Here is a 25,946-nt window from a genome sequence, read left to right on the forward strand (position 1 = left end):
TCCTGAAACGACAAACGCCAGCGTAACGATACGCTGGCGTTTTTTCTTCGTGCGAAGCGCAGGGCTCGTCGCCGCGCTTCCATCGCAGGTCGCTCGCTTACGCCGCCGCATCCGCCAGCGCGATGTCCGCGCTCGTGGCTTCCGTCAGCGGCAAGTGGACCAGCACGATGGTGCCCACGCCTTCCTGGCTCTTGATGCGAAGCGTGCCTCCGTGAAGTTCGGTGAGCGAGCGCGCGATGGCGAGGCCGAGGCCCGAGCCCTTGTAGCTCTTTGAGAACTCGGTCTCGACCTGCTCGAACGGGCGTCCGAGCTTCTGCAGGGCGTGAGCCGGAATGCCGATGCCGTTATCTTCGACATAGATGTTAATTGCGTCGCCCGCCTGACGGGTACGCACCGTGATGCAGCCGCCGTCGCTGGTGAATTTCGTCGCGTTCTGGAGCAGGTTGACGAGGATCTGGTGGATGGCCCGCTCGTCGGCCGGAACGACGATGTCCTCGGGGATGACGTCGACCGAGACGGACAGGTTCTTGGCCTTGATCTGCTCGCTGACGAGCTTGAGCGCCTTCTGGACGGACCCGTTCACCTCAATGGGCTGCTTCTTCAGGCTCGTGCGGCCCGCCTCGATGCGCGACATGTCGAGGATGTCGTTGATGACCGACAGGAGATATTCGCCGCTGGTGCGGATGTCGGTGCAGTATTCCTCGTACTTGTCCGAGCCGAGCGATCCGAAGATGCCGCTCTGCATGACTTCCGCGAAGCCGATGATGGCGTTGAGCGGCGTGCGCAGCTCATGGCTCATATTGGCCAGGAATTCGGATTTGGCGCGGTTGGCGCTCTCGGCCTGGGCTTTCTGGTCGAGATAGCGCTCAGCAAGATCGGCCAGCTGGTGGGTCTGCGCTTCGAGCTTCTGGCGCGATTGCTTGAGGTCGAGAACCGTCGCGATGAGTTCCTTCTCGGACTCGACCAGCCGATGCTCGTGGCGCTTCAGCGCGGTGATGTCGGTGCCGACGGAGACGTAGCCGCCGTCCTTGGTGCGTCGTTCGTTGATCTGCAGCCAGCGGCCATCCTGAAGCCGCGCCTCGAAGGTGCGTGCACCCACATCCTGGTTCTGCGCGCGGACGAATTGATGCTGCACTTCCGGCGGGCGGCCCTGCGCCATCACTTCGGCATAGGTCATGCCCTGAAGACTGGCGTCGGAGGGAAGTTCGTGCAGCTTCTGGAATTTGGAGTTGCACAGCACGAGGCGGTTATTGGCGTCCCACAGCACGAAGGCTTCGGAGATCGCCTCGATGGCATCGTGCAGGCGGGCGTCGGCCTTTTCGGTCTTCTCCTCGAGCCTGCGCTGCTCCGTCACGTCGACCGCGATGCCGACGAGGTGGCTCGCCGCGTCGTCGGGGTCGTTCATCAGTTCGGCGCGGGCGCGCAGCCACACCCAATCGCCGCTGGAGCTGCGGATGCGGAATTCGTAGTCGACGAGCGAGGTGCTGGCGGAGGCGAGCTGCTCGGCGAGCGTATAGAGGTCCTGATCCTCGGGATGGATCATGGTGTTGACTTCGCCAAACGAGAGGAACTCGTCCTGCCGCTCGTAGCCGAGAAGCTCATACATGGAGTCGGACCAATAGATGCGTCCGCGTCCGATGTCCCAATCCCACAAGCCGCAGCGTCCGCGGTTCAGAGCGGAGTCAATTCGGTCCCGTACCTTCTCGCACACCTCGTCGGCGGCCTGCGCGCGGTTCGCCTGCATGACATAGGCGATGCCGGCGCCGAGAAGCACAAGAATGGTCGCGCCGATCAGCGACACATGGCCGATGGTGCGCGACCACCATCCGTCGAGAATACGCGGGATTGGTTGCACGATGGCGATCTGACCCGACGAGGCCGGAAGCGAACGCACCGTCGCGATGCCGTCATCGCCGGTGGCGAGTTTGATCGTCATGACGCCAGCGCGATCGGCGAAGAGCGCGAGCGGCTGCGCATCGCCGAGCAACTCGGCGAGCGCGCGAGGAGGTGTCTCCGTCGCGGGGTAGGAGGCGATAATGACGCCGGCGCGATCGACGAGCATGAGCGTGCGGCTCTGCGTCAGCGCACTGGCCGGCATGGTCTTCGCAAGGTCGCTTAACCGCGACGCGGCCGCGCCGCGATCGGCGGGTGCAGGATGGTTGCCGAGCTTCGCTGCCGATAGCGATGCGATGATATCGATGTCGCCGATTGCGTTCTGCAGTGTGTCTTTGTGGTTTTGACGCACCTGCACCCAGGCCGTCGCCGCAAGCGTGACGAGAAAGAGTGCAAGGAAAGCTGGAACTGCGAGCCTCAGGAAGGGCTCATATTGCTCCAGTCGCCGATATGTCGGGCTCGCGTCAGACCGCGCCACCCCTAGAATCGTACCCGCGCGTGCGGGTACGCATGCGGTCACCGCCCCCGCCATGCGAAGTTCCCTCCAGAACCACTAACATCGTTGATCGGAGGACGTGCCGCATCTCTCCGAATCACCAACAATAGAATCACGGGCGAGTGATTTGTCTAGCTGCGCGAACGTCTAGGTTAACAAAAAATTTCTTTTTGTTTTCCGCGCACCGATTTTGTCGGGATAGTTCGGGAACCTTGTTGAATCGAAAGCGTTATTGCGTCTGCTTTTCTTCGAGCGAACGATTGACGATATCGCCGACATCGCGCGACAGGTTTGACCTTCCGGCGATGGATTGAAGCGCGCGCTTTGCGTGCCCGCGACGGGTCTCCTCCATCATTCGCCATGCACTGAAAGCAGTGAGGAGTCGCGCGGCGAGTTGCGGGTTCAGCTCGTCCACGTGCAGGACGGTCTCCGCCAGGAAGGCATAACCCGTCCCATCGACGCGATTGAACTGCATCTGGTTGGCCATCGCAAAACTGCCGACGAGTGAGCGTACACGGTTGGGGTTGCCGATCGCGAAAGCGGGATGACTCATCAGGCCCTTCACCCGTTCAAGCGTGCCGTCTTCGGGGATAGCGGCTTGCAACGCAAACCACTTGTCGAGCACGAGCGGCTCATCGCGGTAGCGTTCCCCGAACCGGGTGAGCGCTTCTTCGCGCGCATCGCCCGGCAGGGTCGTCAGCACACTCATGGATGCAAGGCGGTCCGTCATGTTGCTCGCTGTCTCGAACTGCTCCCGCGCAAGGTTCTCTCCAACGCCTCGATCCGCACCGGCAATGAGATCAAGAGCGACATTGCGCAGGGCGCGGCGGCCGGCGCTGGCGGCATCGGGGCTGTAGGGGCCTGCGTGAGCCAACGTGCGATGGAGTTCCCACAACTGCCCGAGGTTTGCGATGCCGACGCGCCGCCGCAGCTCCGTGCGTGCCCGGTGAATCGCGTCGGGGTCCACGTCGCTCGCGATCTCCTGCGCGATGTCCGCCTCGCTCGGAAGCGTAAGGACGAGCGCGGCAAAGGCCGGATCGCGCATGGCGTCGGCATCCATGAAGGTTTCCAGCGCGGAGGACAGGCCGGCCGAGTCAGCATCGGAGAGGGCTCTACCGGTTGAGAGAGCCACGAGGAGACGCATGGCAACCGTCTGCGCGGCCTGCCAGCGATTGAAGGCATCGCTGTCGTGCCGCAGAAGAACGAGCAGCTCCTCATTCGACAGATCGAGCGAGGTCTTTACCGGTGCCGAGAACCCTCGGAAAACCGACGGCACGGGGCGGGACGGCACGCCCGAGAATGTCAGGCTGTCAGCCGCCTTGTCGAGGACGAACACCCCTTGCGCGTTCACGCGGTCGGAAGATGCAGCGATTGGCCTGCCGTCCCGCGCGACAAGGCCAAGCGCGACGGGGATCGCCATCGGCTCCTTGTCGGTCTGTCCGGGTGTCGCGGGCGTCGCTTGGGTGAAATCAAGCCGGTAGGTCTGCGCCGTCTTGTCGTACGTCCCTTTCACCGCCACGCGCGGCGTGCCGCTTTGGGCGTACCAACGCGAGAAGTGGGACAGGTCGCTGCCCGTCACATCGGCGAAGGCTCGCAGGAAATCCTCCACGGTTGCGGCGGTGCCGTCGCAACGGTCGAAATAGAGATCCATGCCACGCCGGAAATCATGGTCGCCGACGATCGTTTTGAGCATCCGCACGATCTCCGCGCCCTTCTCATAGACGGTCGCCGTGTAGAAGTTGTTGATCTCGCGATATTGCGTCGGCCGAACCGGATGGGCGAGGGGGCTCGCGTCCTCCGAGAACTGGCGTGTCCGCAGGGTCTTCACCTCGGCGATGCGATGCACCGGGCGAGAGCGCTCGTCCGACGAAAACTCCTGATCGCGGAAGACGGTGAGGCCTTCCTTCAGGCATAGCTGGAACCAATCGCGGCAGGTTACGCGATTGCCGGACCAGTTGTGGAAGTACTCGTGCGCGATGATGGCTTCGATGTTCGCGTAATCCGCGTCCGTCGCGGTCTCGGGGCTCGCCAGAACGTATTTGTCGTTGAAGATGTTGAGGCCCTTGTTCTCCATTGCGCCCATGTTGAAATCGGACACGGCGACGATGTTGAACTCGTCGAGGTCGTACTCGCGACCGAATACGCGTTCGTCCCAGCGCATGGACCTTTCGAGTGCGTCGAGGGCATAGCCGGCGCGATCTTCCTTGCCGGGCTCGACATAGATGCCGAGCTCGACCTTCCGCCCGCTCATGGTCGTAAAGGCTTTGCCGATGCGGCCCAGGCGGCCACCGACGAGGGCAAAGAGGTAGGCCGGCTTCGGGTGGGGATCGTGCCAGACGGCATAGTGCCGGTTGGTCCCGGCGACAGCGCCGGCCTCGACCGGATTGCCGTTGCCGAGCAGCACAGGCGCTTCGTCGCGATCCGCCTCGATGCGGGTGGTGTAGACCGCCAGCACGTCGGGCCTGTCGAGAAAATAGGTGATACGGCGGAAGCCGTCCGCCTCGCACTGAGTGCAGTAATTGCCGCTCGAGCGATAGAGACCCATCAGCTTGGTGTTGGCGGTCGGGTCGATTTCCGTTTCGATGGTGAGGGTGAAGGGGCGGCGCGGCGGCTGGGCAATCGTCAAGCCCTGCGCCGAAGCTTCGAATTCCGCCGCCGGTATTGTCCGGCCGTCGAGCGCGAGGGCCTGCAGGTGCACTTCGTCGCCATCAAGAACCAGCGGTGCGTCGGCGCGGCCCTTCGGATTGGGTCGAAGCGCCAGCGTCGCGGTAACGCGCGTCGCGGTTGGATGCAGCCGCACATCGAGATCCACCCGATCGATCAGGAAGGGACTTTCCTGATAATCTTCAAGCCGGGTGACGGAGGCGGTCTCTGTGCGCATGGGGCTGCTCTCAAAAAAGGCGCTACTCTTTCGGACAGGGCTCTTCCTGGGAGCCGGACACGTCCTAAGTCTCCCCGCTGATATGGACCAACGGCCACCCAATTCATAGGGCGGCAGCCATAAGATCCACGGCAGGAGAAACGTGATGAATCCGGTGAACTGGTTCGAGATTCCGGTCAACGATCTCGACAAGGCGAAAGCCTTCTACGAGCATGTTCTCGGCGTGACCCTGTCGCCCATGGAAATGGGTCCGGCCAAGATGGCCTTCTTCCCCATGAGCGACGGAAAAGAGCCTGGAGCGGCCGGCAGCCTGATGAAGAGCGATAGCTACGTTCCATCTCACAATGGCACCGTTGTCTATTTCCATGTCCCGGATATCGAGGGAACCCTGAAAAAGGTCGGTGAGAAGGGTGGAAAAACCCTGGTGCCGAAGATGAGTATTGGCGAGTACGGCTTCATCGCCCATTTCGAGGATAGCGAGGGCAACCGGGTTGCGCTCCATTCAATGTCGTGAGGCGCGAGAGCACTCGCCTCGCAAAGCTGTAGTGCATGTCTCACTAAGCTGGAGATTGCCTTTAGAGGTGATCTCCGGCTAGGCGTGTTGTCGGTTCACAACGGAGACGTCCCTTGGAATATCTGCACACGATGGTTCGGGTCTCGAACCTTGAGCAATCGCTTGATTTTTTCTGCAACAAGTTTGGCCTCGTCGAAGTCCGTCGGACGGAGAACGAGAAGGGGCGCTTCACCCTTGTGTTCCTCGCTGCTGACGAGGACATCGAAAAGTCCAAGACCTCAAGGGCTCCTCTGCTCGAGCTGACCTATAACTGGGACGAGCATGAATATGCGGGCGGTCGCAATTTCGGCCATCTGGCCTATCGCGTGGATGACATCTACGCGACCTGCCAGAAGCTGATGGATGCGGGTGTGACCATCAACCGTCCGCCGCGCGACGGAAACATGGCCTTCATCCGGACGCCGGACAATATCTCCATTGAGTTGCTCCAGCGTGGCGAGCCGAAGCCGCCGCAGGAGCCTTGGGCCTCCATGCCCAACACCGGCACCTGGTAAGAGCTTAGCCCTTAACAGGATGCAGTTTGTGGTGGAGCGGCTCGCTCCGCCACGAAACATGCAGTTGGCGAAATCGTATTACTCCGTCATTCTACCCAGCCCGCCATAACGGAGCCGGGTTCAACCGGCGGAGGAATGAATTGGTACGAGAAGCGATCCGCTTTTGGCGGCATGGACAGGCAGTTGAAGTCTCAGGGTTTCACCCGCGTACGACGCTTCTGGACTATTTGAGGCTTCAGCAACGCCAGGTCGGCACCAAGGAAGGCTGCGCCGAGGGCGATTGTGGTGCCTGCACCGTGGCGCTCGGGCGTGTCCGCGACGGGCGCGTGCATTACGAACCGGTCAATGCCTGCATCCTGCTTCTCGGCCAAATCGACGGCGCGGAACTGGTGACGGTCGAGGATCTGGCGACGAACGGCGCCCTGCACCCGGTTCAGTCCGCGATGGTCGCGAGCCACGGTTCCCAATGCGGTTTCTGCACCCCCGGCATCGTGATGAGCCTGTTCACCCTCTATCAGGAGGGCGAGCGGCCCCTGAGTCGTGAGGCGGTCAATGATGCGCTCGCAGGCAATCTCTGCCGCTGCACCGGCTATCGCCCCATCGTCGAGGCGGCGCTCGAGGCCTGCGGCGAACAGCCGGACGATTCCTCCTCCATCGATCATCCGCGCAAGTTGCAAAGCCTGACCACGCTTGCTGACGGGCAGGATGTTTTCATCAGCAGCGAGACGGGCTTCTTTGCCGCCCCGGCAAATGAAGCTTCGCTGGCCGCGCTCTACGCCAAGCATCCGGACGCCACGCTTGTCGCTGGCTGCACCGATGTCGGGCTTTGGGTCACCAAGGGCATGGCCGAACTTGATAAGGTGATCTGGCTCGGCCGCGTGGCGGGGTTGAATCGGATTGACGATAGCGGCGATGCGCTAACCATCGGCGCGACGGCGACCCATGCCGGGGCCTATGCTGCGCTTGCTTCGATAGACCCCGATCTCGGCGAACTCATGCGCCGGTTCGGCTCAGCCCAGGTTCGCGCCTCCGGCACGGTCGGCGGCAACATCGCCAACGGCTCGCCCATCGGCGATCTCGCTCCGGCCTTGATCGCGCTCGGCACGGAATTGGAGCTGCGACAGGGCGAGCAAACCCGCACCATTCCGCTGGAAAGTTTCTTCATCGCCTATCGCAGGCAGGACCGCGCGCCGGGCGAATATGTGCGCCGCGTGACCGTTCCGAAGCTCAAGGCGAACGAGAGCTTTCGCGCCTACAAGGTCTCGAAAAGGTTCGACGAGGATATTTCCGCGGCGATGGGGGCGTTCAAGCTCACTCTCGACGGTCGCCGCATCGCTGCCGCCCGCATCGCCTTCGGCGGCATGGCGGGAACGCCGAAGCGCGCCAGCGAGACGGAAAAGGCGCTCATTGGCCTGTCTCTCGACGAGCCCGCCTCCTGGGGCGAGGCCCTTGCGGCCATCGGGCGCGACTACCAGCCCATGGACGATCACCGGGCCTCGGCGGCTTATCGCTCGACGGTGGCGCGCAACCTGCTCTTCAAGGCCCTGAGCGAAACCGCTTCCGGCCAGACCCGCGCGACGCGGATCGTCGGCCAGCGCGAAGCGCTTCAGGCGGCGGAGTAAGGTCATGAACGCACCGAGCAAACCCATCGACACGGAATCGTTTCGTCACGTCCGCCAGCCGCTGCCGCACGATTCCGGTTTCAAGCACGTCCAGGGCTCAGCGCAATATATAGACGACATCCGCGAGCCGGACGGGACGCTGCATATCGCGCTCGGCCAGACGCCGAAAGCGCGTGGCAGGCTTGTTTCCCTTGATCTCTCCGCCGTGCGCGCGACGCCCGGCGTCGTGGCAGTGCTGACCATCGCGGACATTCCCGGCAAGAACGACGTCTCGCCCGCTTTCGGGGACGATCCGCTCTTCGTCGAGAAGGAGATTGCCTTTCTCGGGCAGGCGGTCTTCGCCGTCGTCGCCACGAGCCGGGACATCGCCCGCCGGGCGGTGAAACTTGCGAAGATGGAAATCGAGGCGGAAGCACCCAGCATCACCGTCGAGGATGCGCTCGCGCGTGGCGAAACCGTCCTGCCGGATTACGCGTTTGGCCGCGGCGATGCGAAGGCCGCCATCGCCGGATCGCCGCGAGCGCTGGAGGGCCGGTTCCGCGTCGGCGGGCAGGAGCACTTCTATCTCGAAGGACAGGTGGCCCTCGCCATCCCGGGCGAAGACGGGGATGTGCACGTCTATTCCTCGACCCAGCATCCGACCGAAGTGCAGCATGTGGTGGCGCGGGTCCTCGCGATCCCTGATGCTTACGTGACCTGCGAAACCCGCCGCATGGGCGGCGGGTTTGGCGGCAAGGAGAGCCAGGCGACGCAATGGGCCGTCACCGCCGCGCTCGCCGCCCGCGTGACGGGTAGGCCATGCAAGCTCCGTCTGGATCGGGACGACGATTTCACGCTCACCGGCAAGCGGCACGATTTCCGCTGCGACTGGCATATCGGCTTTGACGAAGACGGGCGCATCCAGGGCTACGCGGTGGAGCATCTCGCCCGCTGCGGCTATTCGGCGGATTTGTCCGGCGGTGTCGTCGACCGCGCGATGTTCCATTCCGACAACGCCTATTGGATGCCCGCCGTCCATGTGGGCTCGAAGCGGCTGAAGACCAACACCGTGTCCAACACCGCCTTTCGCGGCTTCGGCGGCCCGCAAGGCATGCTCGCCATCGAGCATGTCATGGACCAGATCGCGTGGGCCACGGGCCGCGATCCGCTCGATGTGCGCTATGCGAATTTTTACACGCCCGGGAAAAATCTCACGCCCTTCGGCATGGAAGTGGAGGAGACCGATACGCTCCTCGGTCTGGTGCAGACGCTTGAGCGCACGTCCGATTATCGCGCCCGCCGGGCGGAGATCGCGGCGTTCAATGCCTCCTCGCCGATCATGAAGCGCGGATTGTCACTGACGCCGGTCAAGTTCGGCATCAGCTTCACGCTGACTCATCTCAACCAGGCCGGCGCTCTGGTGCATGTCTACCAGGACGGATCCGTCCATCTGAACCACGGCGGCACCGAGATGGGGCAGGGGCTCTACATCAAGGTAGCGCAGGTGGTCGCCGAGGAGTTCGGCATCGCGATGGAGCGCGTGCGTATCACTGCCACGACGACCGCGAAGGTCCCCAATACCTCCCCGACGGCGGCGTCGGCTGGCTCCGATCTCAACGGCATGGCGGCGCGCATCGCCGCAGGCGCGATCAAGCAACGCATGACCGCCTATGCCGCTGAAATCTATGGCGTGCCGGAGGATCAGGTCGAGTTTCGCGATGATCGGGTGTTCGTCGGCAATGACAGTCTGCCCTTCGCCGAACTCGCGAAGAAATGCGTGCTCGCTCGCGTGCAATTGTCGGAGGCCGGTTACTACAAGACGCCGAAGATCACTTGGGATCGGGCGTCTGCGACCGGGCGGCCCTTCCTGTATTTCGCCTATGGTGCGGCCTGTGCGGAGGTGATCGTCGATACGCTCACCGGCGAAAACCGTCTCGTGCGCGCCGATATTCTCCACGATGTGGGCAAATCCCTGAACCCGGCCATCGATATCGGCCAGATCGAGGGTGGGTTCGTGCAGGGCATGGGTTGGCTCACTACCGAGGAATTGGTGTTCGGCAAGGACGGCCGCCTCCTGACCCATGCGCCGTCGACCTACAAGATCCCCGTCGCCTCCGACGTGCCCGACGATTTCCGCGTGGCGCTCTATCCCAATTCCAATCGGGAGGAGACGATCTATCGCTCGAAGGCCGTGGGCGAGCCGCCGATCATGCTGGCGAACAGCGTCTTCTGCGCGCTGGCCGATGCGGTGCATTCGCTCGATCCCGCAAAGCCCGCACCGCTCGATGCACCCGCGACGCCGGAGGCGATTCTGCGGGCTTGCGAGGCTTTGCGTGGGAGGTCGCTGGGGTGAAGGTCTGGCGGCAACTCGCCGATCTCGTGGCCAAGCAAAATGCTGCGGCCCTCATCAGCGTGCACGATGTCAAAGGCTCCGCGCCGCGCGAGGTCGGCGCGCGCATGGTCGTGCGGCCGGATGGCGCTTATCACGGCACCATCGGTGGTGGGCAGCTCGAATTCCGTATGCTCGACATCGCCCGCGAGATGCTGGGGCAAGGTCGGCCATCGGCCCGGATCGTCGATCAAGCCCTCGGGCCGGATCTCGGCCAATGCTGCGGCGGGCGGGTGAAAATCCTCATCGAGACCTTCGACCGGCAAGATCTGCCGGATCTGAAGCCCCTCATCGCGGAGGAGGCCGAAGGCGGGCAGTTTCAGGTCGAGTGCCGCCTTGAACACGGCCGCGTCCGCCGCGAACTCTCCTCCGCCGTCGGGGACGATGCCTGGACGCAATGGCGCGAGGTTCACGGCGAGGCGCTGACGCCGGTCCTGCTCTTCGGCGCGGGGCATGTTGGCCGCGCGCTCGTTCTAGCGCTCGCGCCCCTGCCATTCTCGGTCCGCTGGCTCGACGACCGGGACGACGCTTTTCCGGCCCATGTTCCGGCCAACACCACGCCTGTCGCTTTACGGGACCCTGAGGCTGAGATCGCTGAAGCCGATCCCCGCTCGCTGATCTTGGTCATGACCCATGACCATCCCCTCGACATGGCGATCGCGGCGGCGGCCTTGAGGCGGGGCTTTCCTTATGTCGGCCTCATCGGCAGCGCCACCAAGCGCGCCCGGTTCGAGAAGCGGTTTCGGGAATTGGGACTGAGCGAGGAAAAGATCGACGCGCTCGCCTGCCCCATCGGCATTCCCGGCATTGCGGGGAAGGAACCCGCCATCGTTGCTGCCTCCGTGGTCGCCCAACTCCTGCAAATCCGCGAGCGAACGGCATCCGGCTTAAATCTCTCGCCTCTTTCCGCTTCAAACGATAAAAGCGCCCCATGACCGACCATAAGACCGACGATCAGCGCTATCTCGCGCGCGCTGTAGCTCTTTCGCGCGAACACATGAACGACGGCGCCGGAGGCCCCTTCGGCGCGGTGATCGTGCGCGATGGCAAGGTCCTGGCCGAGGGCTGGAACCGGGTAACCTCCGCCAACGATCCGACCGCGCATGCGGAGGTGACCGCCATTCGCCGCGCCTGCGAGGCGGTGGGCGATTTCGCGCTGCATGGGGCAACGCTCTATACGAGCTGCGAGCCATGCCCCATGTGCCTGGCTTCGGCCTATTGGGCCCGCGTCGGGCGCATCGTCTACGCCAATACCCGCGAGGACGCGGCCGTCATCGGCTTCGACGACAGTCTGATCTATGACGAAATCCCCAAGCCCGTCTCCGAGCGGATCATCCCCATGGACCACGTCCCGAGCCTGGAGGCCAAGGCCGTGTTCGATGCCTGGGCGGAGAAGCCGGATAAGGTCAGCTATTAGTCACAGTCCCGCTGGGTTGAGCTTTCCCTGCGAGACGTCCTATCTATGGCTCTCCAATCATCCACATCGAGATAGGCCCATGCCCCGCGCCGCTACCATCGTCCGTAAGCCCGCCGTGAAGGCCGACCGTGTTGTCGACACGGTGATCCTCGACCATGCCGCGCGCAATCGCCGTCACGCGACCCTGAAGGGGGAGGGCGGCACGGAGATCCTGCTCGATCTCGACATGGAAACCACGCTCAACGACGGCGACGCCCTGCGGCTCGAGGACGGGCAGCTTGTGCAGGTGAAGGCGGCGACTGAGCGTCTCCTGGAAGTGCGGGCCGAAAATCCCTTGCGCCTCATGCGGCTGGCCTGGCACCTCGGCAGCCAGCACGGCCTCGCCGAGATCACCGGCGATGCTTTCTACGTGGAAGATACGCCCGCTCTCGCCGAACTGGTGCGCGGGCAGGGTTGCGTCGCGACGCCGGTCTCTCGCTCGTTCCAACCCGAGCGCAGCCTTCATGTCTGCGACCACGATCACGGGCACCACGGTCATGATCACGGGCACCATGATCACGCCCACGAGCATCACGGCCATGAGCATCATGATCACAAACATGATCATGCGCACGACCATGACCATCATCATGAGCACGGTCACGGCTGTGGGTGCGGCCATCATCACGGGCACAAGCACGATCACTGACCGGATCACTGCCTTTCGGATCTGAGGACAATCATGTCCAAGACGACGCGGGCCACGCTCGCCCTGCAGCGGGCGGGCGTGTCCTTTACAGTTCACACCTACGATTACGACCCGCAGGCTGAGCGCATCGGCCTTCAGGCGGCGGAGGCCATCGGGGCGGATCCGAACACGGTCCTTAAGACGCTCATGGTGTTGGTCGATGGCAAGCCCGCTTGCGTGATCCTGCCCTCCGACCGGGAGGTGAACCTGAAGAAGCTCGCTACCGCACTTGCCGGCAAGACGGCTCAGATGATGAAGCCCGCCGATGCGGAGCGCCTGACCGGCTACCACGTGGGCGGCATCAGCCCCTTCGGCCAGAAGAAACGTGTCCCGACCCTGATCGAGGAAACGGCCTTCGCGCATGACAGCGTCTTCATTAACGGCGGCCAGCGCGGTCTCCAGGTGAGGCTCGATCCTCGCGATGCCGCCAAGGTTCTGGGTGCCAAGGTTGCTGCGCTGATCTGAGGCAAAAACCCCTGCGACAACCCGTCCTCCTGGAAGGGTTCGCAAAAGGCTGGGTGACATTGCCGCCCTATGGGAACATTCGCCGCGGCCTGGACTTGGCGGGTGAGGGGCAAGGGTCTTCGCGATACGTGCTGATCCTGCTTTCAAAGGGGATCGGAATGGAAACCGCGCCCGCTGCCAAAGACACCGCCAAAGACAATGAGGCCTTGAGAGGGGAGATCGAGCGTCTCGCGGAGCTGTTTCGGCAGGCACCGGGCTTCATCGCGGTCATGCGGGGGCCGGATCTGGTTTTCGAAATCGTCAACGCCGCTTTCGAACAGGTCGTCGGCTATCGCGACCTCATCGGTAGGCCGGTGCGCGAGGCCATGTCCGAGATCGAGGGTCAGGGCTTCTTCGAGTTGCTCGACGAAGTCTATCAGACGGGCCAGCCCTTCGTCGGACGCCAGATGCCCATGCGGCTTCAGAAACAACGGGAAGGCCCTATCGAGGAAGCCTATTTCGATTTCGTCTATCAGCCTATCCGTGACCGGAACGGAAAGGTCACGGGCATCTTCCTCGAAGGCAGCGACGTCACGGATCGCGTCTGGGCCGAGGAATATCAGCAGCTTCTCATCAACGAGCTGAATCACCGGGTGAAAAATACCCTGGCGACGGTTCAATCCATCGTCTCGCAGACCTTGAGACACGCAACCAGCCAGGTGGAAGCGCGCAACGCTATCGAGCAACGCTTGGCGGCATTGTCCCGCACCCACGACATGCTCATCCGCGAGAACTGGAAGGGGGCCGAGATCCGCGAACTGGTCGCCCAAACGCTCGAGCCGTTTCAAAGCGCGGCACACAAACGATTCAATGTCGCAGGACCGGAGCTCAAGCTGTCGTCCCGCATGGCGCTCGATCTGTCCCTCGCCTTGCATGAACTTGCGACGAATGCCGTCAAATACGGGGCGCTGTCCAACGATGCGGGCCGGATCGAGGTGGTCTGGTCGGTCGATGGCTCGACCGATCCGCCCCGCCTCCGGTTGCGTTGGACGGAGGAGGGCGGCCCCCCTGCCCATCCGCCAAACCGAAAGGGCTTCGGCTCCCGCCTCCTCGAACGCAGCCTGGCCCGGGACCTGGAGGGCGAAGTCGCCATCGAGTTCCGACCGCGCGGTGTCGTCTGCACGATTGAAACGCCGATCATCGCCTGAAAAAGGTCTCGTCTCGACCGCCGTCGTGGCAGAGTGCGTTACGGCGATGCGTTTTTTGGTGCAAAACTGGCGTTTTCGACGTACATCCGCGCCATAGCCAACCCGTATCAGAAATCACAATCCGGTCTGTCCCCAGACGGGAGAGGAAAAAATTGTTGTCGCCCAAAGACATAGCCTTGAGCGTTGCACCCATGATGGAATGGACTGATCGGTTCTGCCGGTCGTTTCATCGCACCATGTCGCGTCGGGCTCGGCTCTATACGGAGATGGTAACCACTGGCGCGGTGATTCATGGGCCGCGCGAGCGGCTTCTCGGCTTCGACGATGCCGAGCATCCGGTGGCGGTGCAGCTTGGCGGGTCCGATCCGGCGGAATTGGTCAAGGCGGCCCGCATCTGCGCCGATTTCGGCTATGACGAGATCAACCTCAATGTGGGCTGCCCGTCCGACCGGGTTCAGAATGGGCGCTTCGGAGCCTGTCTGATGCTGGAGCCTGCCCTGGTGGGCGAGTGCGTTGCCGCCATGAAGGGGGCGGTTTCCTTGCCCATCACGGTCAAGTGCCGCATCGGCGTCGATGAGCAGGATACGGAAGAGGCGCTGAACCGCCTCACCGAATGCGTGGTTGCGGCCGGTTGTGATGCGTTGACGGTCCATGCGCGCAAAGCCTGGCTCAAAGGCCTATCTCCGAAGGAGAACCGCGACATTCCGCCCCTCGATTACACCCGCGTCTATCGCCTGAAGCAGAACAACCCGAACCTCCCCATCGCCGTCAATGGCGGCATTCGCACCATGGCGGAGGTGCATGAGCACCTGAAGCATGTGGACGGCGTCATGCTCGGCCGCATCGCCTATCAGGAGCCGGAGATTCTCCTCGCGGTCGATCGCGAGCTTTATGGCGAGGACCCGCCTGTCGCGGACGCCTTCGAGGCTATCCAGGCCTACGAGCCCTATATCGCCGCGCGGTTGGAGGAGGGGCAGCGCCTCCACAATATGACCCGTCACATGCTCGGCCTGTTCACCGGGCGGCCGGGCGCGCGCGCCTATCGCCGCCATCTTGCCACCGAGGCGACCAAGCCCGATGCGGGGCTCGAAACGTTGCGCGAAGCGGTTGCGCAGGTTTCGCGGCTCGCCCGAGAGCCGATCGAAACCGCCGCGTAAGAGACGCCTGCATCCCGAGGTCGCTAAAGCGGAGCCCGGGCAATGGCTATCTCCGGGTCCCATTCGGAAAGCTCGGTGTCTATGGGTTCCGGGCCCGGCCCTTAGGGGCCGTCCCGGAATGACGTCTGGATGACACGGTGGTGTCAGGCCTCCGCGCCGTCCTTTCCTCCCCGAAAAGAAGCGATTTAACGGTCGTTATCCTTCCCCAAGTCGCTCCTCGCGGACCTTGCCCTTGCGGACATTCTCCGTCAGACATCGAAAACCCGCCGCTTCAGAGATTCCCAGCATGTTCGGAATATCCCTCCTCGACCTCTCCTGGCTTGTCGTCGCGCTGCTCGCGGCAGGCGCGATCACGGGACTCCTCGCTGGCGTGTTCGGGGTCGGCGGCGGCACGGTGGCCGTGCCGATCCTCTACGAATTGTTTCGCATCGTCGGGGTGCCGGAAGAGGTGAGGATGCCGCTTTGCGTGGGCACTTCGCTCGCCATCATCATTCCCACGTCGATCCGCTCCTTCATGACGCATCGCGCGAAAGGCGCAGTGGACATGTCGATCCTGCGGGTCTGGGCGGTTCCGGTCGTCGTCGGCGTGATCATGGGAAGCATTGTCGCGCGCTATGCGCCGGCTGACCTCTTCAAGGCGGTTTTTGTGATCGTCGCCGGCGCTTCGGCGGTCCGGCTGTTGTTCGGCAAGGACAGCTGGCGCTTCGGTCTCGATATGCCGGTGAAGCCGATCATGGTCGTTTACGGCTGGGTGATCGGCGTGCTCTCAGCTCTGATGGGCATCGGCGGCGGCCTGTTGTCGAACATGTTCATGACATTCTACAACCGCCCGATTCATCAGGCGATTGCCACTTCATCCGGTCTCGGCATTCTCATCTCGATTCCCGGCGCGCTCGGTTACATCTACGCAGGCTGGCCACGCGCGGCGGAGTATCCGACCGTCCTCGCACTCCAGCCGCCGCTCGCCATCGGCTACATCTCGCTTCTCGGCTTCCTGCTGTTCATCCCCACCAGCACCTGGATGGCTCCCATCGGCGCGCGGCTGGCGCATCGGCTTTCCAAGCGGCGTCTGGAAGTGGCGTTCGGCACCTTCCTGCTGCTTATCTGCGCCCGCTTCGCGATCAGCCTGATCGGCTAGTTCTTCGCCCGCAGGATCAGCCGGTTGCTGCGGACCTCGTAGGAGCCGAGCCGCTCCAGGAAGGTCATGCCGAGAAGATTCGCGTGCAGGCTTCCCGATTGCGTGATCAGAGCCTGCACATTGCGCTCGGTGATCGGGCCCACCGAGAGCGTGGGGATGATGACCGGGGCCGCAAGCGCCATGCCGTTGGCGGTCGAAACGGGGATGGAATAGTCCAGCGCTTCCGGCCTGAAGCCGAGGGCGGCGGCATGCTCCCCCCGGATCACGACCGTGCTGGCTCCCGTGTCGAAAATGAAGCGCGTTTCGCGTCCATTGACGCTGGCGGCTACGACGAAGCTCCCATCCATCTTGCGCGCGGCTACGACCTCGCCTTTGTCGGTAACGACGGTTCGCCCGAGTGACACATCACCGATGGCGCGGTCGAGCAAGGCCTGAAATTCGTCGCGGGAGGAATAGGCGATGATCAGCGCGGCGAGAATGCCGCCGCTGACAGCCAAAGCCTGAACGCCATAGGTCCAGTGGCGGCTGAATTTCTCGATGATCCCGGCGGCCAGAATAAGCGCCACGGCTCCGAAGCCCACGATCAACGCAGTCTCGCTGGCGGAGAGGCCGGCAATGGTTTCCTCGACGAGGGCGGCGATAAGAAACGCTGCGGCGAGGAGAAGAAATCCCGCTCCGCGCGCTCCCCGCATCAGGATGCCTTGTCTGGTTCGCTGACGAAGGCTTGCCGCATGCGCTCCGGCAGTTCCGCCATGATGCGCAGCCGCTCTTCCTCCGTCAGCCGGTACCATTCGCCGATTTCCTCGCGCGTGCGCCCGCAACCCTCGCACAGACCTGTTTCGGGATCGAGAGTGCAGACGCGGATGCAGGGGGTCGATGCGCTCATTGTCGTTTCATGTCGTTATGGTTCGGTGACCGTCAAGAGGCCAATCAGTGCAGCAATCTCCGCGATCTGCTGCGCCGCCCCTGCGATGTCCCCCGTCTGCCCCTGAATGTGCCTCGCTGCAAACCGCGTCAGCGCCAGGCCCGACAAGGCCGACAGGGAGAGCATGAGGGCGATACCGGAGGGCGCGAGGCCCGCGATCATTCCCAATATCACCGCGAGGCCGGCGGCCAGCGCCGCAGCGAACCAGAACGCCTCGCGCGTCGGCTGCCCGACCGCGTGAGAGGCCCCGTCGGGTCGGGCGGGAGGCAGAAGCACGAGCGGCATCAGGGCCGCCGTGCGGGAGAGGGAGGCAGCGATCAGAAGACTCGCGCAGGCCGCAAAGGGATCGAGCCGGGAGGCGAGCGTCGCGAGTGCTCCGATACGCAAGGCAAAGGAGAGGATGAGGGCCGACGCGCCGTAGGAGCCGATCAGGCTGTCCTTCATGATGGCGAGACGCCGCTCCCGGGTTGCTCCGCCGAAGCTGTCGGCGGTGTCGGCGAGTCCGTCTTCGTGAAACGCGCCAGTCGTCAGCGCCATGGTGGCGACCGAGAGCGTCGCGGCGAGCCACGGGCCGAGAGTGAGGAAGAGGGCGACGGCGAGCACGAGAGCTGGCAGGAGTCCGAGCGCGAGACCGGCAACCGGCAGAACCCGTGTCAGCCTCTGAAAGTCCGGTGGCGCATAGGGATCATGCTCCCAGGGCAAGCTTTGCACAGGCAGACGGGAATAAAAGCGTAGGCAACGGGCGACATCGGTCAGAAATTCCTGCCAGGCGCTCGTCGAGACGGATTGCGCCTTTTCCAATTGATCGGACATGCTTCACCCCGCGTGGATCGCCCGTTATAGGTCACGCCTGTCTTCATTCTTCAATGCCTCATAGGCTGGATCCCCCATGAACGATGTCGCGTCCTCGCCTTTCGACGATATCCGCCGCCTGATCACGACGATTCCGGGTCCGGATGAGGCGGCGGTGGAGGCCGTGCGCTTGCGCGACCGGCAGCTCACCAAGCCCGCCGGAAGCCTCGGCCGCCTCGAATGGTTGAACGAATGGCTTGCCGCCTGGCAGGGTAAGCCGAAGCCGACGGTGGACCGGCCGCTCGTCTGCGTCTTCGCCGGAAGCCACGGCGTGACCTCGCGCGGCGTTTCCGCTTTTCCCTCCGAGGTCAACCGGCAGATGCTGGAAAACTTTTCCGCCGGGGGCGCGGCTATCAACCAGATCTGCGCCAGCCTCGGTCTCGGCTTCAAGGTGTTCGATCTCGCCATCGACATGCCGACCAACGACATCGTCGCGGACGCGGCGATGGACGAGAAATCCTGCGTCGCGACTATGGCTTTCGGCATGGAGGCCGTCGCGGGCGGCACCGATCTTCTCGCGGTCGGCGAACTCGGCATTGGCAACACCACCATCGCCGCTGCCATCTATGCAGCTCTCTTTGGAGGCTCCGCGGCGCATTGGGTCGGGCGCGGCACCGGAGTCGATGACGAGGGATTGAAGCGCAAGATCGCCGCCGTCGAAGGCGCGCTCGATCGGCACCGCGATCATTTGAAGGACCCGCTCGAGGTGCTGCGTCGCCTGGGCGGGCGCGAGGTTGCCGCCATCGCAGGCGCAATTCTGGCCGCCCGCCTGCAGCGCATCCCAGTCGTTCTAGACGGCTATGTCACGACCGCCGCCGCTGCGCTGTTGCATGCCATCCACCCCTCGACCATCGATCATTGCATCGCCGGTCACGTCTCGGCGGAAGGCGCACATCAGGATGTGCTGGAGCGCCTCGGCAAGATCCCGCTTCTGGCGCTCGGCATGCGCCTTGGCGAAGGAACGGGTGCAGCGCTTGCCGCAGGCATCGTCAAGACCGCCGCGACCGTCCATCGCGACATGGCGACTTTCGGTCAGGCAGGGGTCGCCGAACGCTTGTCGTAGACATGTTCCAGCCTCGCTTCCCCCATCACCGGTTTCCTGCGCGCTCGTCCCATCGGGGATTGGCGTCGCTGGTCCTGGCCTTGGCCCTGGCGGTGGGAGCGAGCCTGTTCCTCAAGCCGAACGAGCGCATGCTCGATGGCCGAGCCTATGCCGTGGATGGAGATACGATCCGCCTTCGCGACACGCGCATCCGCCTCAAGGGCATCGATGCGCCGGAACTGGATCAGACCTGCCTCAAGGCCGGACAGTCCTATCCGTGCGGCGAGCAAGCCCGCAATGCTCTGATCGCGATCATCCTCAAGCAGCAGGTCGAATGCCGATTGTCCGGGCGCGACCGCTACAAGCGTCCGCTCGCCCACTGCGCAGTCGGTGGCAAGGATATCGGCGCGCGGATGGTCGAAGAAGGCTGGGCGGTCGCATATGGCGGCTATGCCGGAGAAGAAGCTCTGGCCCGGCGGCGTTCCGCCGGTCTGTGGGCCGGTACATTCGAATACCCACGTGACTGGCGTCGAAAGCACGTGCCCGCGAATTGAAATCGTCACGCTTCGCGGGCGACTGTCGCCGCTGATTGCCGAATAACCATCGTTGATATTATATTTCAATTCAGAAATAAATCGAACGTAATTGATATTACCTTGCGGTAAACAAAGTAAAATATATAGATATACTTAAACGTTTCGTTAAATTCCTACCGGGAGGATGGTCGACGAACTTTTCGGGATTCGGGGGACCGCCGCGAGGCGGACGAATAAAAGATGACTTTCTTCCAAAGGCTATCCATCAAGACCAAGTTGATCGCCGCGTTCTCCGCGCTCTTCGTCTTGACGCTGCTGGTGGGACTGGAAGGACTTTCTGAGGTCCGCAGTCTGAACCGTTTCTTGGCCGCAGCGAACACCGACTCGCTCCCCAGCGTGCGTTGGTCGAGCGCGATCAATGCGATCACGTCGGATCTGCGAGGCTCGGTTCTGCGCCATACGCTGGCCGTGGAGGAGGAGGTTATCCGCGAGGTGGAGGAACGTTTTACGGGCCATGAGAAGCGCTTGGCTGAGGCGCTGAAGAAATACGAACCAGTTATCAGCAGCCCCGAGGAACGAGCGCTCTACGACGAGTTCCGCCGCAATTGGAGCGTCTATTCTCGCGAGGCAGCGATGGTTCTCCAGTACTCGCAACAGGGTCAGACGGCAAAAGCCCGCGATCATTTCAACAGCCAGACGATTGAACCTTTCCGCAACGCGCAAGCGGCGCTTGAGAAGATCGTCGCGCTCAATGAGGCGAAGGCTGAGCAGGCTTATGTCCGTTCGCAGGCGGACTACCAGAACATGCTCGTATGGGTCGTCGGGCTCCTTGCCTTCGCGGCGGTGTTCGGCGCTGCTGTCAGCATCATCATCATTCGCTCGATTTCTCGCGGCATCGCCTCGGTGGTGGCGCCTATGCGGGCTTTGGCAGAGGGCGACCTCTCGACCGATGTTCCGCATCGGGGCGAGAAGAACGAGATCGGTACGATCGCGGATGCCGTGCAGGTCTTCAAGACCGCACTGATCGCCAAGAAGGAAGCCGATGAGGCAGCGGCGCTGGAGGCCGACGCCAAGATGCGCCGGGCTCAGCGGCTCGACGAACTGACGAAGCGCTTTGAAACGAATGTCTCGATGTTGACGCAACAGCTGACCGGAGCTGCGACCGAGATGGAGTCGACCGCCGAGTCCATGTCGGCGATCGCCGAACAGACCAACCGGCAATCGACAAGCGTTGCAACGGCCGCCGAGCAGACCTCCGCCAACGTGCAGACGGTCGCGGCCGCCACGGAGGAGATGTCGATTTCGATCCGTGAAATTGCGACGCAGATCAACCAGTCTTCGCAGATTGCAGATCGCGCGGTTCAAGGTGCCCAGCGAACGAATGTCACGGTGCAGACCCTTGCATCTACAGCGGAAAAAATCGGCGATGTAATCGCACTGATCAACAACATCGCTGGCCAGACCAATCTGCTTGCCCTCAATGCGACGATCGAAGCGGCGAGAGCAGGAGAGGCAGGCCGGGGCTTCGCGGTCGTCGCTTCCGAAGTCAAGGAGCTGGCCAGTCAGACCGCCAAGGCGACCGACGAGATCGGCAGCCAGATCGCGGGCGTCCAGCAGGCAACAAGCGAGGTCGTCTCGGCGATTCAGGATATCGCGCAGACGATTTCCGAGATGTCACAGATCTCCGTCACCATTGCCGCCGCCATGGAAGAGCAGGGCGCTGCGACGCAGGAGATCTCGCGCAACGTGCAGGAAGCCGCGCGCGGCACCGAGCACGTCACGGGGAATATCGCGGATGTGCGCCAGGGCGCCGGCGAAACCGGTGCCGTCGCATCCAAGGTTCTTAATGCCGCGCAGGGTCTCGCCCGCCATTCCGCAGATCTCGGCCGTGAAGTCTCGGACTTCCTCACCGGCGTGAAAGCGGCCTGAGTGACCTGAAATACCCCTCGCGAGGCCCGCTTGTGGCCTCGCGAGCGCCTTCCCATGCCATCATCGAGGGTGGCGATTTCTTCCGAAATGTCTCATTTCGTCTTTATATCGACCATTGCATCGGTGCTTTTGCCCGTGCGTCGAGGACGGCTCCGCATTATGCTCCAGCTCCACCTCGAGGAGCCCCGGGCATGAGCCAGACGACCCTGCGTTGCACCACGACCGGACCCATCGCCACCATCACGCTCGCGCGCGCGGACAAGCTGAACGCGCTCAATGCCGCGATGCATGCGGAATTGCGGGACGCGCTCGACCGCTATGAGCAGGACGACGCGGTGCGCGTGGTGGTCTTAACCGGCGAGGGGAGAGCCTTTTCTTCCGGCCAGGATTTGACCGAGGACCTGCCTCGCGACGCGAAGGGGCGCGTCGATCTCGGTCCATCGCTCGCGCGGGATTACAACCCACTGATCCTCAAGCTCGCGAATTACCAGAAGGTGACAATCGCGGCCCTGAACGGTCCAGCCGTTGGCGCATCCATGAACATCGCTCTGGCTTGCGATGTCGTGTTGGCCACGCGCTCTGCGTATCTGCAGGAGGCCTTCGCCAAGATCGCTCTGATCCCCGATGCGGGCGGAACCTGGATCTTGCCGCGTCTCGTGGGCCCCAAGCAGGCGCTTGCCCTCATGCTTGGCGCGGAGCCGATCCCGGCGGAGGAGGCTCAGCGCATGGGCCTGGTCTATAAGGTTTTCGATGATGCGACCTTCGCGGAGGATGTCGCTGCCTTTGCGGGTAAACTCGCGGAAGGCCCCGGACTTGCCTATCGTTTGACGAAGGAGGCGGTTGCGAAGAGCCTGACGAACGATCTTGAGGCGCAGCTCGCTCTGGAAGCCCGGTTCCAGAGCGAAGCGGGCTTCAGCCGCGATTTCATCGAGGGCATCACGGCCTTTCGCGAAAAGCGCCCGCCCCGGTTCGAGGGACGGTGAGGAGAAAGACCATGCGGTTCAATTATTTGATCATTGGCCTCATCACGCTCACGGCCGTAATCGGGCTTTTCATGACGCGCGACCCCGAACGAGCCGAGCGCCTCTCGCAGATGTATCGCGACGCCGCCTTTTCCGGGGAAACACGCCAGATCGTGCTATTCGCGCTCGCCATCGGGATCGGCGGGTTCATCGTCTATCTCACGATGACCCGCCGGTAGATTGCGCTCACATCAGCGATCGAGCCTAGCGAACAGGCTTGAGGTATCCCAGCGCCGGCCGCCCATCTTCTGGACGTCGGCATAGAACTGGTCGACGAGCGCCGTCACCGGCAGGCTCGCGCCGTTCTTGCGCGCTTCCGCGAGACAGATCGCAAGGTCCTTGCGCATCCAGTCAACAGCGAAGCCGAACTCGAACTTGCCCTCGTTCATGGTCTTGCCGCGGTTTTCCATCTGCCAGGACCCGGCTGCGCCCTTCGAGATGACATCGAGCACCGCCTCCATATCCAGCCCGGCCTTCTTGCCGAAATGAACGCCCTCGGAGAGCGCCTGCACCAGACCCGCGATGCAGATCTGATTGATCATCTTGGTGAGCTGGCCCGCGCCGGACGGGCCCAGCAGGCGACAAGCGCGCGCGAAGCTCATGATCACAGGCTCGGCCTTGCCGTAAACATCGGCATCGCCGCCACACATGACGGTCAGCACACCATTCTCCGCGCCGGCCTGGCCGCCGGAGACAGGAGCATCGATGAAGGCCGCGCCCTTATCTTTCGCCGCCGCGGAAAGCTCACGCGCGACCTCAGCCGACGCGGTCGTATGGTCGACAAAGATCGTGCCGGGTTTCAGCCCATGGAAGGCGCCATCAGGACCCAAGGTGACTTGACGCAGGTCGTCGTCGTTACCGACGCAAGCGAAAACGAAATCCTGGCCCTCTGCTGCCTCGCGCGGGGTGCGCGCTGCCCGGCCGCCATTTTCGGACACCCATTGATCGGCCTTTGCCGCGGTGCGGTTATAAACCGTCACCTCATGGCCCTTCGCCTTGAGATGCCGCGCCATGGGGTAGCCCATCACCCCGAGTCCCAGAAATGCGACCTTCGCCATCGTTTGCTCCATTCCGTCCCAGAGGTAGCTCATGTCTTTATGAACCATGATCTAACTCGGAGTCTTTTGACTTTGCATGAAACAGGCGGATAGCCGGGTTCCACTTGTCCTGATCATGCTCCGAGCGGTTTTATGGAGAGCCGCGGCGGCGGTCAAACAGCTCTATTTGATGTCGAAAGGAAAATACTTGGCGCGGATCGCATCATAGGTCCCGTCCGCCATGAGTTGAGCGATGGCGCCGTTGAATTGCGCGCGCAGGCTCTCGTCATCCTTTCGAAGGCCGATGCCGTAAGTCTGATGCTGATAGGCGGGTTCGACCGGGGCATTTCCGAGAAGACGGCAGCACGCGCCTTCACGGGATTCCAGGAATTGGGTAAGGGAGCGTTTGTCGCCGAAGACGGTGTCGATCCGTCCGACCAGAAGATCGAGATTGGCTTCCTCGATCTTCGAATAAAACCGGATGTCGGAGCCCTTGTAGAACTGGTCGAGATATTCCGCCCAATCGCTTCGATCCGTGACGCCGATCGTCTTGCCGGTCAGCGCTATCGGTGTCACCGCGCGTATCCCCGAGCCCTTGCGGGTCAAGAAGCTGGCCGGTATCCTGTAATACGGTACGGAAAATGCGATGCGTTTTTTTCGTCGATCCGTGATTTCGAGCGATGACATGATCGCATCGTAGTCGCGGTTCATCAGGCCGCGCAGGATGCCATCCCATTCATGAGGCACCGGCACGCACTCGGCTTTCATGACCTCGCACATGGCCTTCAGAAGATCGACCTCGAACCCTTGCAACTCGTTGTTCTGGTCAATGAAGTTGAACGGCGGATTGGCTCCCTCGATGGCGACGCGGATCGTTTGCTTGGGGAGGGCAGCAGGGGCTTCTTGAGCGGTCACGGGCGCGCCGGATGCGAGCCACGCGACGAGGCTCGCAAGTACCGCTAGTCTTCGCCCGAAACCCGACACGTTCACGATGGTACAGCCTGAATGGTCAAGGCTCGATATCCCTTGAAAACCTTGAATAGTCAATCAACCAGGCGGTGAGATACTTTGGCACAAAAGTAACATTAGGAACTTAGCCGCCGGTCATGCTCATATGCCGGCCGACCGCGGGGCGAGCGTGGCGTCTGTCGATGATGAAGTCGTGCCCCTTCGGCTTGCGGGCGATGGCGTCGTGAATCGCCTGTTTCAGGCCCTGGTCATCCTCCGATGCCCGGACAGGCGCGCGCAGGTCGGCGGCATCCTCCTGCCCCAAACACATGAAGAGCTGGCCGGTGCAGGTCAGGCGCACACGGTTGCAGCTTTCGCAGAAGTTGTGCGTCATCGGCGTGATGAAGCCAAGTTTCCCACCAGTTTCCCGAACGCGAGCGTAACGGGCCGGTCCGCCTGTCCGCTCCTCGATATCCTCCAGCGTGTAGCGCGCGCCAAGGCGCGCCCGCATAACGGAAAGCGGCATGAACTGGTCGATGCGCTGTCCGTCGATCTCACCGAGCGGCATCACCTCGATGAGCGTGAGATCCATCCCGCGTCCATGGGCCCAGGCTACGAGATCGTCGATTTCGTCCTCGTTGACGCCTTTCAGCGCTACGGTGTTGATCTTGATCTTGAGGCCCGCCTGTTGCGCCGCGTCGAGGCCGCCGAGCACCTTGGACAGATCGCCCCAACGGGTGATACGCCGGAACTTGTCGGCATCGAGCGTGTCGATGGAAACGTTGACACGCTTCACGCCGCAAGCCGCGAGTTCGGCTGCGTGCCGAGCGAGCTGCGAGCCGTTGGTCGTGACGGTCAGTTCGTCGAGCGCGCCGGATGAAAGATGACGCGAGAGGGAACGGAACAGGGACATGATGTCCCGCCGCACGAGCGGCTCCCCGCCCGTGATCCGCAGCTTGCGTACGCCCTGGCCGACGAAGACGGAGCAGATGCGGTCGAGTTCTTCCAGAGTCAGAAGATCGCGTTTCGGCAGGAAGGCCATATCCTCCGACATGCAATAGACACAGCGAAAATCGCACCGATCCGTGACCGAGACGCGCAGATAGGTAATCGCGCGACCAAACGGGTCCATGAGGGGCTGGCCGGAAACGATTTCATTCGACTGGGTCTCAGGTCCCCGCATGGTGGAGGAGGCCTCGCTGTTCATACGCTTGAAAACTTGCTTTGAAGGTAGTT

At 62.8% G+C, this 25,946-nt stretch carries 24 protein-coding genes; 16 read left to right on the forward strand and 8 right to left on the reverse strand.

Translation table 11 applies throughout. From position 1 onward, the window contains the following. Positions 1 to 97 precede the first annotated feature (97 nt). A complete protein-coding gene (locus I2H38_RS01705; RefSeq protein WP_324617328.1) occupies positions 98 to 2,371 on the reverse strand; it encodes a sensor histidine kinase in 2,274 nt (757 codons plus the stop codon). 247 nt (positions 2,372 to 2,618) lie between these two features. Continuing rightward, positions 2,619 to 5,270: an aminopeptidase N gene (pepN, locus tag I2H38_RS01710; protein WP_196270067.1), complete on the reverse strand. Its 2,652-nt coding sequence runs from the start codon at positions 5,268 to 5,270 to the stop codon at positions 2,619 to 2,621. A 145-nt stretch (positions 5,271 to 5,415) separates the two neighbouring features. Between pepN and I2H38_RS01715 the strand changes: the two genes are divergently transcribed. The 11 genes from I2H38_RS01715 to I2H38_RS01765 all read left to right on the forward strand — a co-directional run bounded on the left by I2H38_RS01715 (position 5,416) and on the right by I2H38_RS01765 (position 16,419). Then, a complete protein-coding gene (locus I2H38_RS01715; protein ID WP_196270068.1) occupies positions 5,416 to 5,784 on the forward strand; it encodes a VOC family protein in 369 nt (122 codons plus the stop codon). A gap of 113 nt (positions 5,785 to 5,897) precedes the next feature. Beyond that, on the forward strand, positions 5,898 to 6,338 hold the full coding sequence (locus tag I2H38_RS01720) for a VOC family protein (RefSeq protein ID WP_196270069.1): 441 nt from the start codon (positions 5,898 to 5,900) through the stop codon (positions 6,336 to 6,338). A 140-nt stretch (positions 6,339 to 6,478) separates the two neighbouring features. Then, positions 6,479 to 7,960, forward strand: a complete 1,482-nt coding sequence (gene xdhA / locus I2H38_RS01725; RefSeq protein WP_196270070.1) for a xanthine dehydrogenase small subunit — start codon at positions 6,479 to 6,481, stop codon at positions 7,958 to 7,960. 4 nt (positions 7,961 to 7,964) lie between these two features. Continuing rightward, positions 7,965 to 10,292: a xanthine dehydrogenase molybdopterin binding subunit gene (gene xdhB, locus I2H38_RS01730; protein WP_196270071.1), complete on the forward strand. Its 2,328-nt coding sequence runs from the start codon at positions 7,965 to 7,967 to the stop codon at positions 10,290 to 10,292. Further along, complete coding sequence (xdhC, locus tag I2H38_RS01735) at positions 10,289 to 11,263, forward strand: xanthine dehydrogenase accessory protein XdhC (RefSeq protein ID WP_196270072.1); 975 nt, start codon at positions 10,289 to 10,291, stop codon at positions 11,261 to 11,263. Before xdhB ends, xdhC begins: the two co-directional genes overlap by 4 nt. Continuing rightward, on the forward strand, positions 11,260 to 11,745 hold the full coding sequence (locus tag I2H38_RS01740; protein ID WP_196270073.1) for a nucleoside deaminase: 486 nt from the start codon (positions 11,260 to 11,262) through the stop codon (positions 11,743 to 11,745). The genes xdhC and I2H38_RS01740 overlap by 4 nt, the downstream gene beginning before the upstream one ends. Before the next feature lie 79 nt (positions 11,746 to 11,824). Beyond that, entirely contained in the window at positions 11,825 to 12,433 is a 609-nt protein-coding gene (locus I2H38_RS01745) for an urease accessory protein UreE (RefSeq protein WP_196270074.1), read from the forward strand. Between the two features lie 33 nt (positions 12,434 to 12,466). Further along, positions 12,467 to 12,937 carry a Cys-tRNA(Pro) deacylase gene (gene ybaK, locus I2H38_RS01750; RefSeq protein ID WP_196270075.1) on the forward strand — a complete coding sequence of 157 codons (471 nt, stop codon included), beginning with the start codon at positions 12,467 to 12,469 and terminating at the stop codon, positions 12,935 to 12,937. A gap of 158 nt (positions 12,938 to 13,095) precedes the next feature. After that, complete coding sequence (locus I2H38_RS01755; RefSeq protein ID WP_196270076.1) at positions 13,096 to 14,124, forward strand: sensor histidine kinase; 1,029 nt, start codon at positions 13,096 to 13,098, stop codon at positions 14,122 to 14,124. A gap of 152 nt (positions 14,125 to 14,276) precedes the next feature. Further along, complete coding sequence (gene dusA, locus I2H38_RS01760; RefSeq protein ID WP_210324638.1) at positions 14,277 to 15,281, forward strand: tRNA dihydrouridine(20/20a) synthase DusA; 1,005 nt, start codon at positions 14,277 to 14,279, stop codon at positions 15,279 to 15,281. A 286-nt stretch (positions 15,282 to 15,567) separates the two neighbouring features. Continuing rightward, on the forward strand, positions 15,568 to 16,419 hold the full coding sequence (locus I2H38_RS01765) for a sulfite exporter TauE/SafE family protein (protein WP_196270077.1): 852 nt from the start codon (positions 15,568 to 15,570) through the stop codon (positions 16,417 to 16,419). Here I2H38_RS01765 and I2H38_RS01770 read toward each other — a convergent pair. Genes I2H38_RS01770 through cobS form a run of 3 tightly spaced genes read right to left on the reverse strand, consistent with a single transcriptional unit; the run spans position 16,416 to position 18,157 of the window. Next, complete coding sequence (locus I2H38_RS01770) at positions 16,416 to 17,111, reverse strand: retropepsin-like aspartic protease family protein (protein WP_196270078.1); 696 nt, start codon at positions 17,109 to 17,111, stop codon at positions 16,416 to 16,418. The two genes, I2H38_RS01765 and I2H38_RS01770, sit on opposite strands and share 4 nt — an antisense overlap. Then, positions 17,111 to 17,305, reverse strand: a complete 195-nt coding sequence (locus I2H38_RS01775; RefSeq protein WP_196270079.1) for a DUF1289 domain-containing protein — start codon at positions 17,303 to 17,305, stop codon at positions 17,111 to 17,113. The genes I2H38_RS01770 and I2H38_RS01775 overlap by 1 nt, the downstream gene beginning before the upstream one ends. A 15-nt stretch (positions 17,306 to 17,320) precedes the next feature. Beyond that, the gene (gene cobS / locus I2H38_RS01780; RefSeq protein ID WP_196270080.1) at positions 17,321 to 18,157 is read right to left on the reverse strand and encodes an adenosylcobinamide-GDP ribazoletransferase; all 837 of its coding nucleotides are present in this window, start codon (positions 18,155 to 18,157) and stop codon (positions 17,321 to 17,323) included. A gap of 76 nt (positions 18,158 to 18,233) precedes the next feature. Here cobS and cobT point away from each other — a divergent pair, with 76 nt between their 5' ends. From cobT to I2H38_RS01805, 5 genes are all read left to right on the forward strand, one after another. Next, positions 18,234 to 19,259 carry a nicotinate-nucleotide--dimethylbenzimidazole phosphoribosyltransferase gene (gene cobT / locus I2H38_RS01785; RefSeq protein ID WP_196270081.1) on the forward strand — a complete coding sequence of 342 codons (1,026 nt, stop codon included), beginning with the start codon at positions 18,234 to 18,236 and terminating at the stop codon, positions 19,257 to 19,259. Between the two features lie 2 nt (positions 19,260 to 19,261). Continuing rightward, positions 19,262 to 19,792: a thermonuclease family protein gene (locus tag I2H38_RS01790; protein ID WP_229426493.1), complete on the forward strand. Its 531-nt coding sequence runs from the start codon at positions 19,262 to 19,264 to the stop codon at positions 19,790 to 19,792. 222 nt (positions 19,793 to 20,014) lie between these two features. Then, complete coding sequence (locus tag I2H38_RS01795) at positions 20,015 to 21,703, forward strand: methyl-accepting chemotaxis protein (RefSeq protein WP_196270082.1); 1,689 nt, start codon at positions 20,015 to 20,017, stop codon at positions 21,701 to 21,703. A gap of 191 nt (positions 21,704 to 21,894) precedes the next feature. Continuing rightward, on the forward strand, positions 21,895 to 22,686 hold the full coding sequence (locus I2H38_RS01800; protein WP_196270083.1) for an enoyl-CoA hydratase-related protein: 792 nt from the start codon (positions 21,895 to 21,897) through the stop codon (positions 22,684 to 22,686). Between the two features lie 11 nt (positions 22,687 to 22,697). Next, positions 22,698 to 22,904, forward strand: a complete 207-nt coding sequence (locus I2H38_RS01805; RefSeq protein ID WP_196270084.1) for a hypothetical protein — start codon at positions 22,698 to 22,700, stop codon at positions 22,902 to 22,904. Between the two features lie 12 nt (positions 22,905 to 22,916). On the opposite strand, the gene I2H38_RS01810 is transcribed toward I2H38_RS01805, so the two are convergent. From I2H38_RS01810 to moaA, 3 genes are all read right to left on the reverse strand, one after another. Beyond that, positions 22,917 to 23,783 carry an NAD(P)-dependent oxidoreductase gene (locus I2H38_RS01810; protein ID WP_196270085.1) on the reverse strand — a complete coding sequence of 289 codons (867 nt, stop codon included), beginning with the start codon at positions 23,781 to 23,783 and terminating at the stop codon, positions 22,917 to 22,919. A 162-nt stretch (positions 23,784 to 23,945) separates the two neighbouring features. Then, a complete protein-coding gene (locus I2H38_RS01815; RefSeq protein WP_196270086.1) occupies positions 23,946 to 24,752 on the reverse strand; it encodes a transporter substrate-binding domain-containing protein in 807 nt (268 codons plus the stop codon). Between the two features lie 103 nt (positions 24,753 to 24,855). Next, complete coding sequence (gene moaA, locus I2H38_RS01820) at positions 24,856 to 25,893, reverse strand: GTP 3',8-cyclase MoaA (RefSeq protein WP_229426494.1); 1,038 nt, start codon at positions 25,891 to 25,893, stop codon at positions 24,856 to 24,858. Between the last annotated feature and the right edge of the window lie 53 nt (positions 25,894 to 25,946).

Origin of the sequence: Microvirga alba (genome assembly GCF_015694465.1) — a bacterium.
GTDB lineage: Bacteria > Pseudomonadota > Alphaproteobacteria > Rhizobiales > Beijerinckiaceae > Microvirga > Microvirga alba.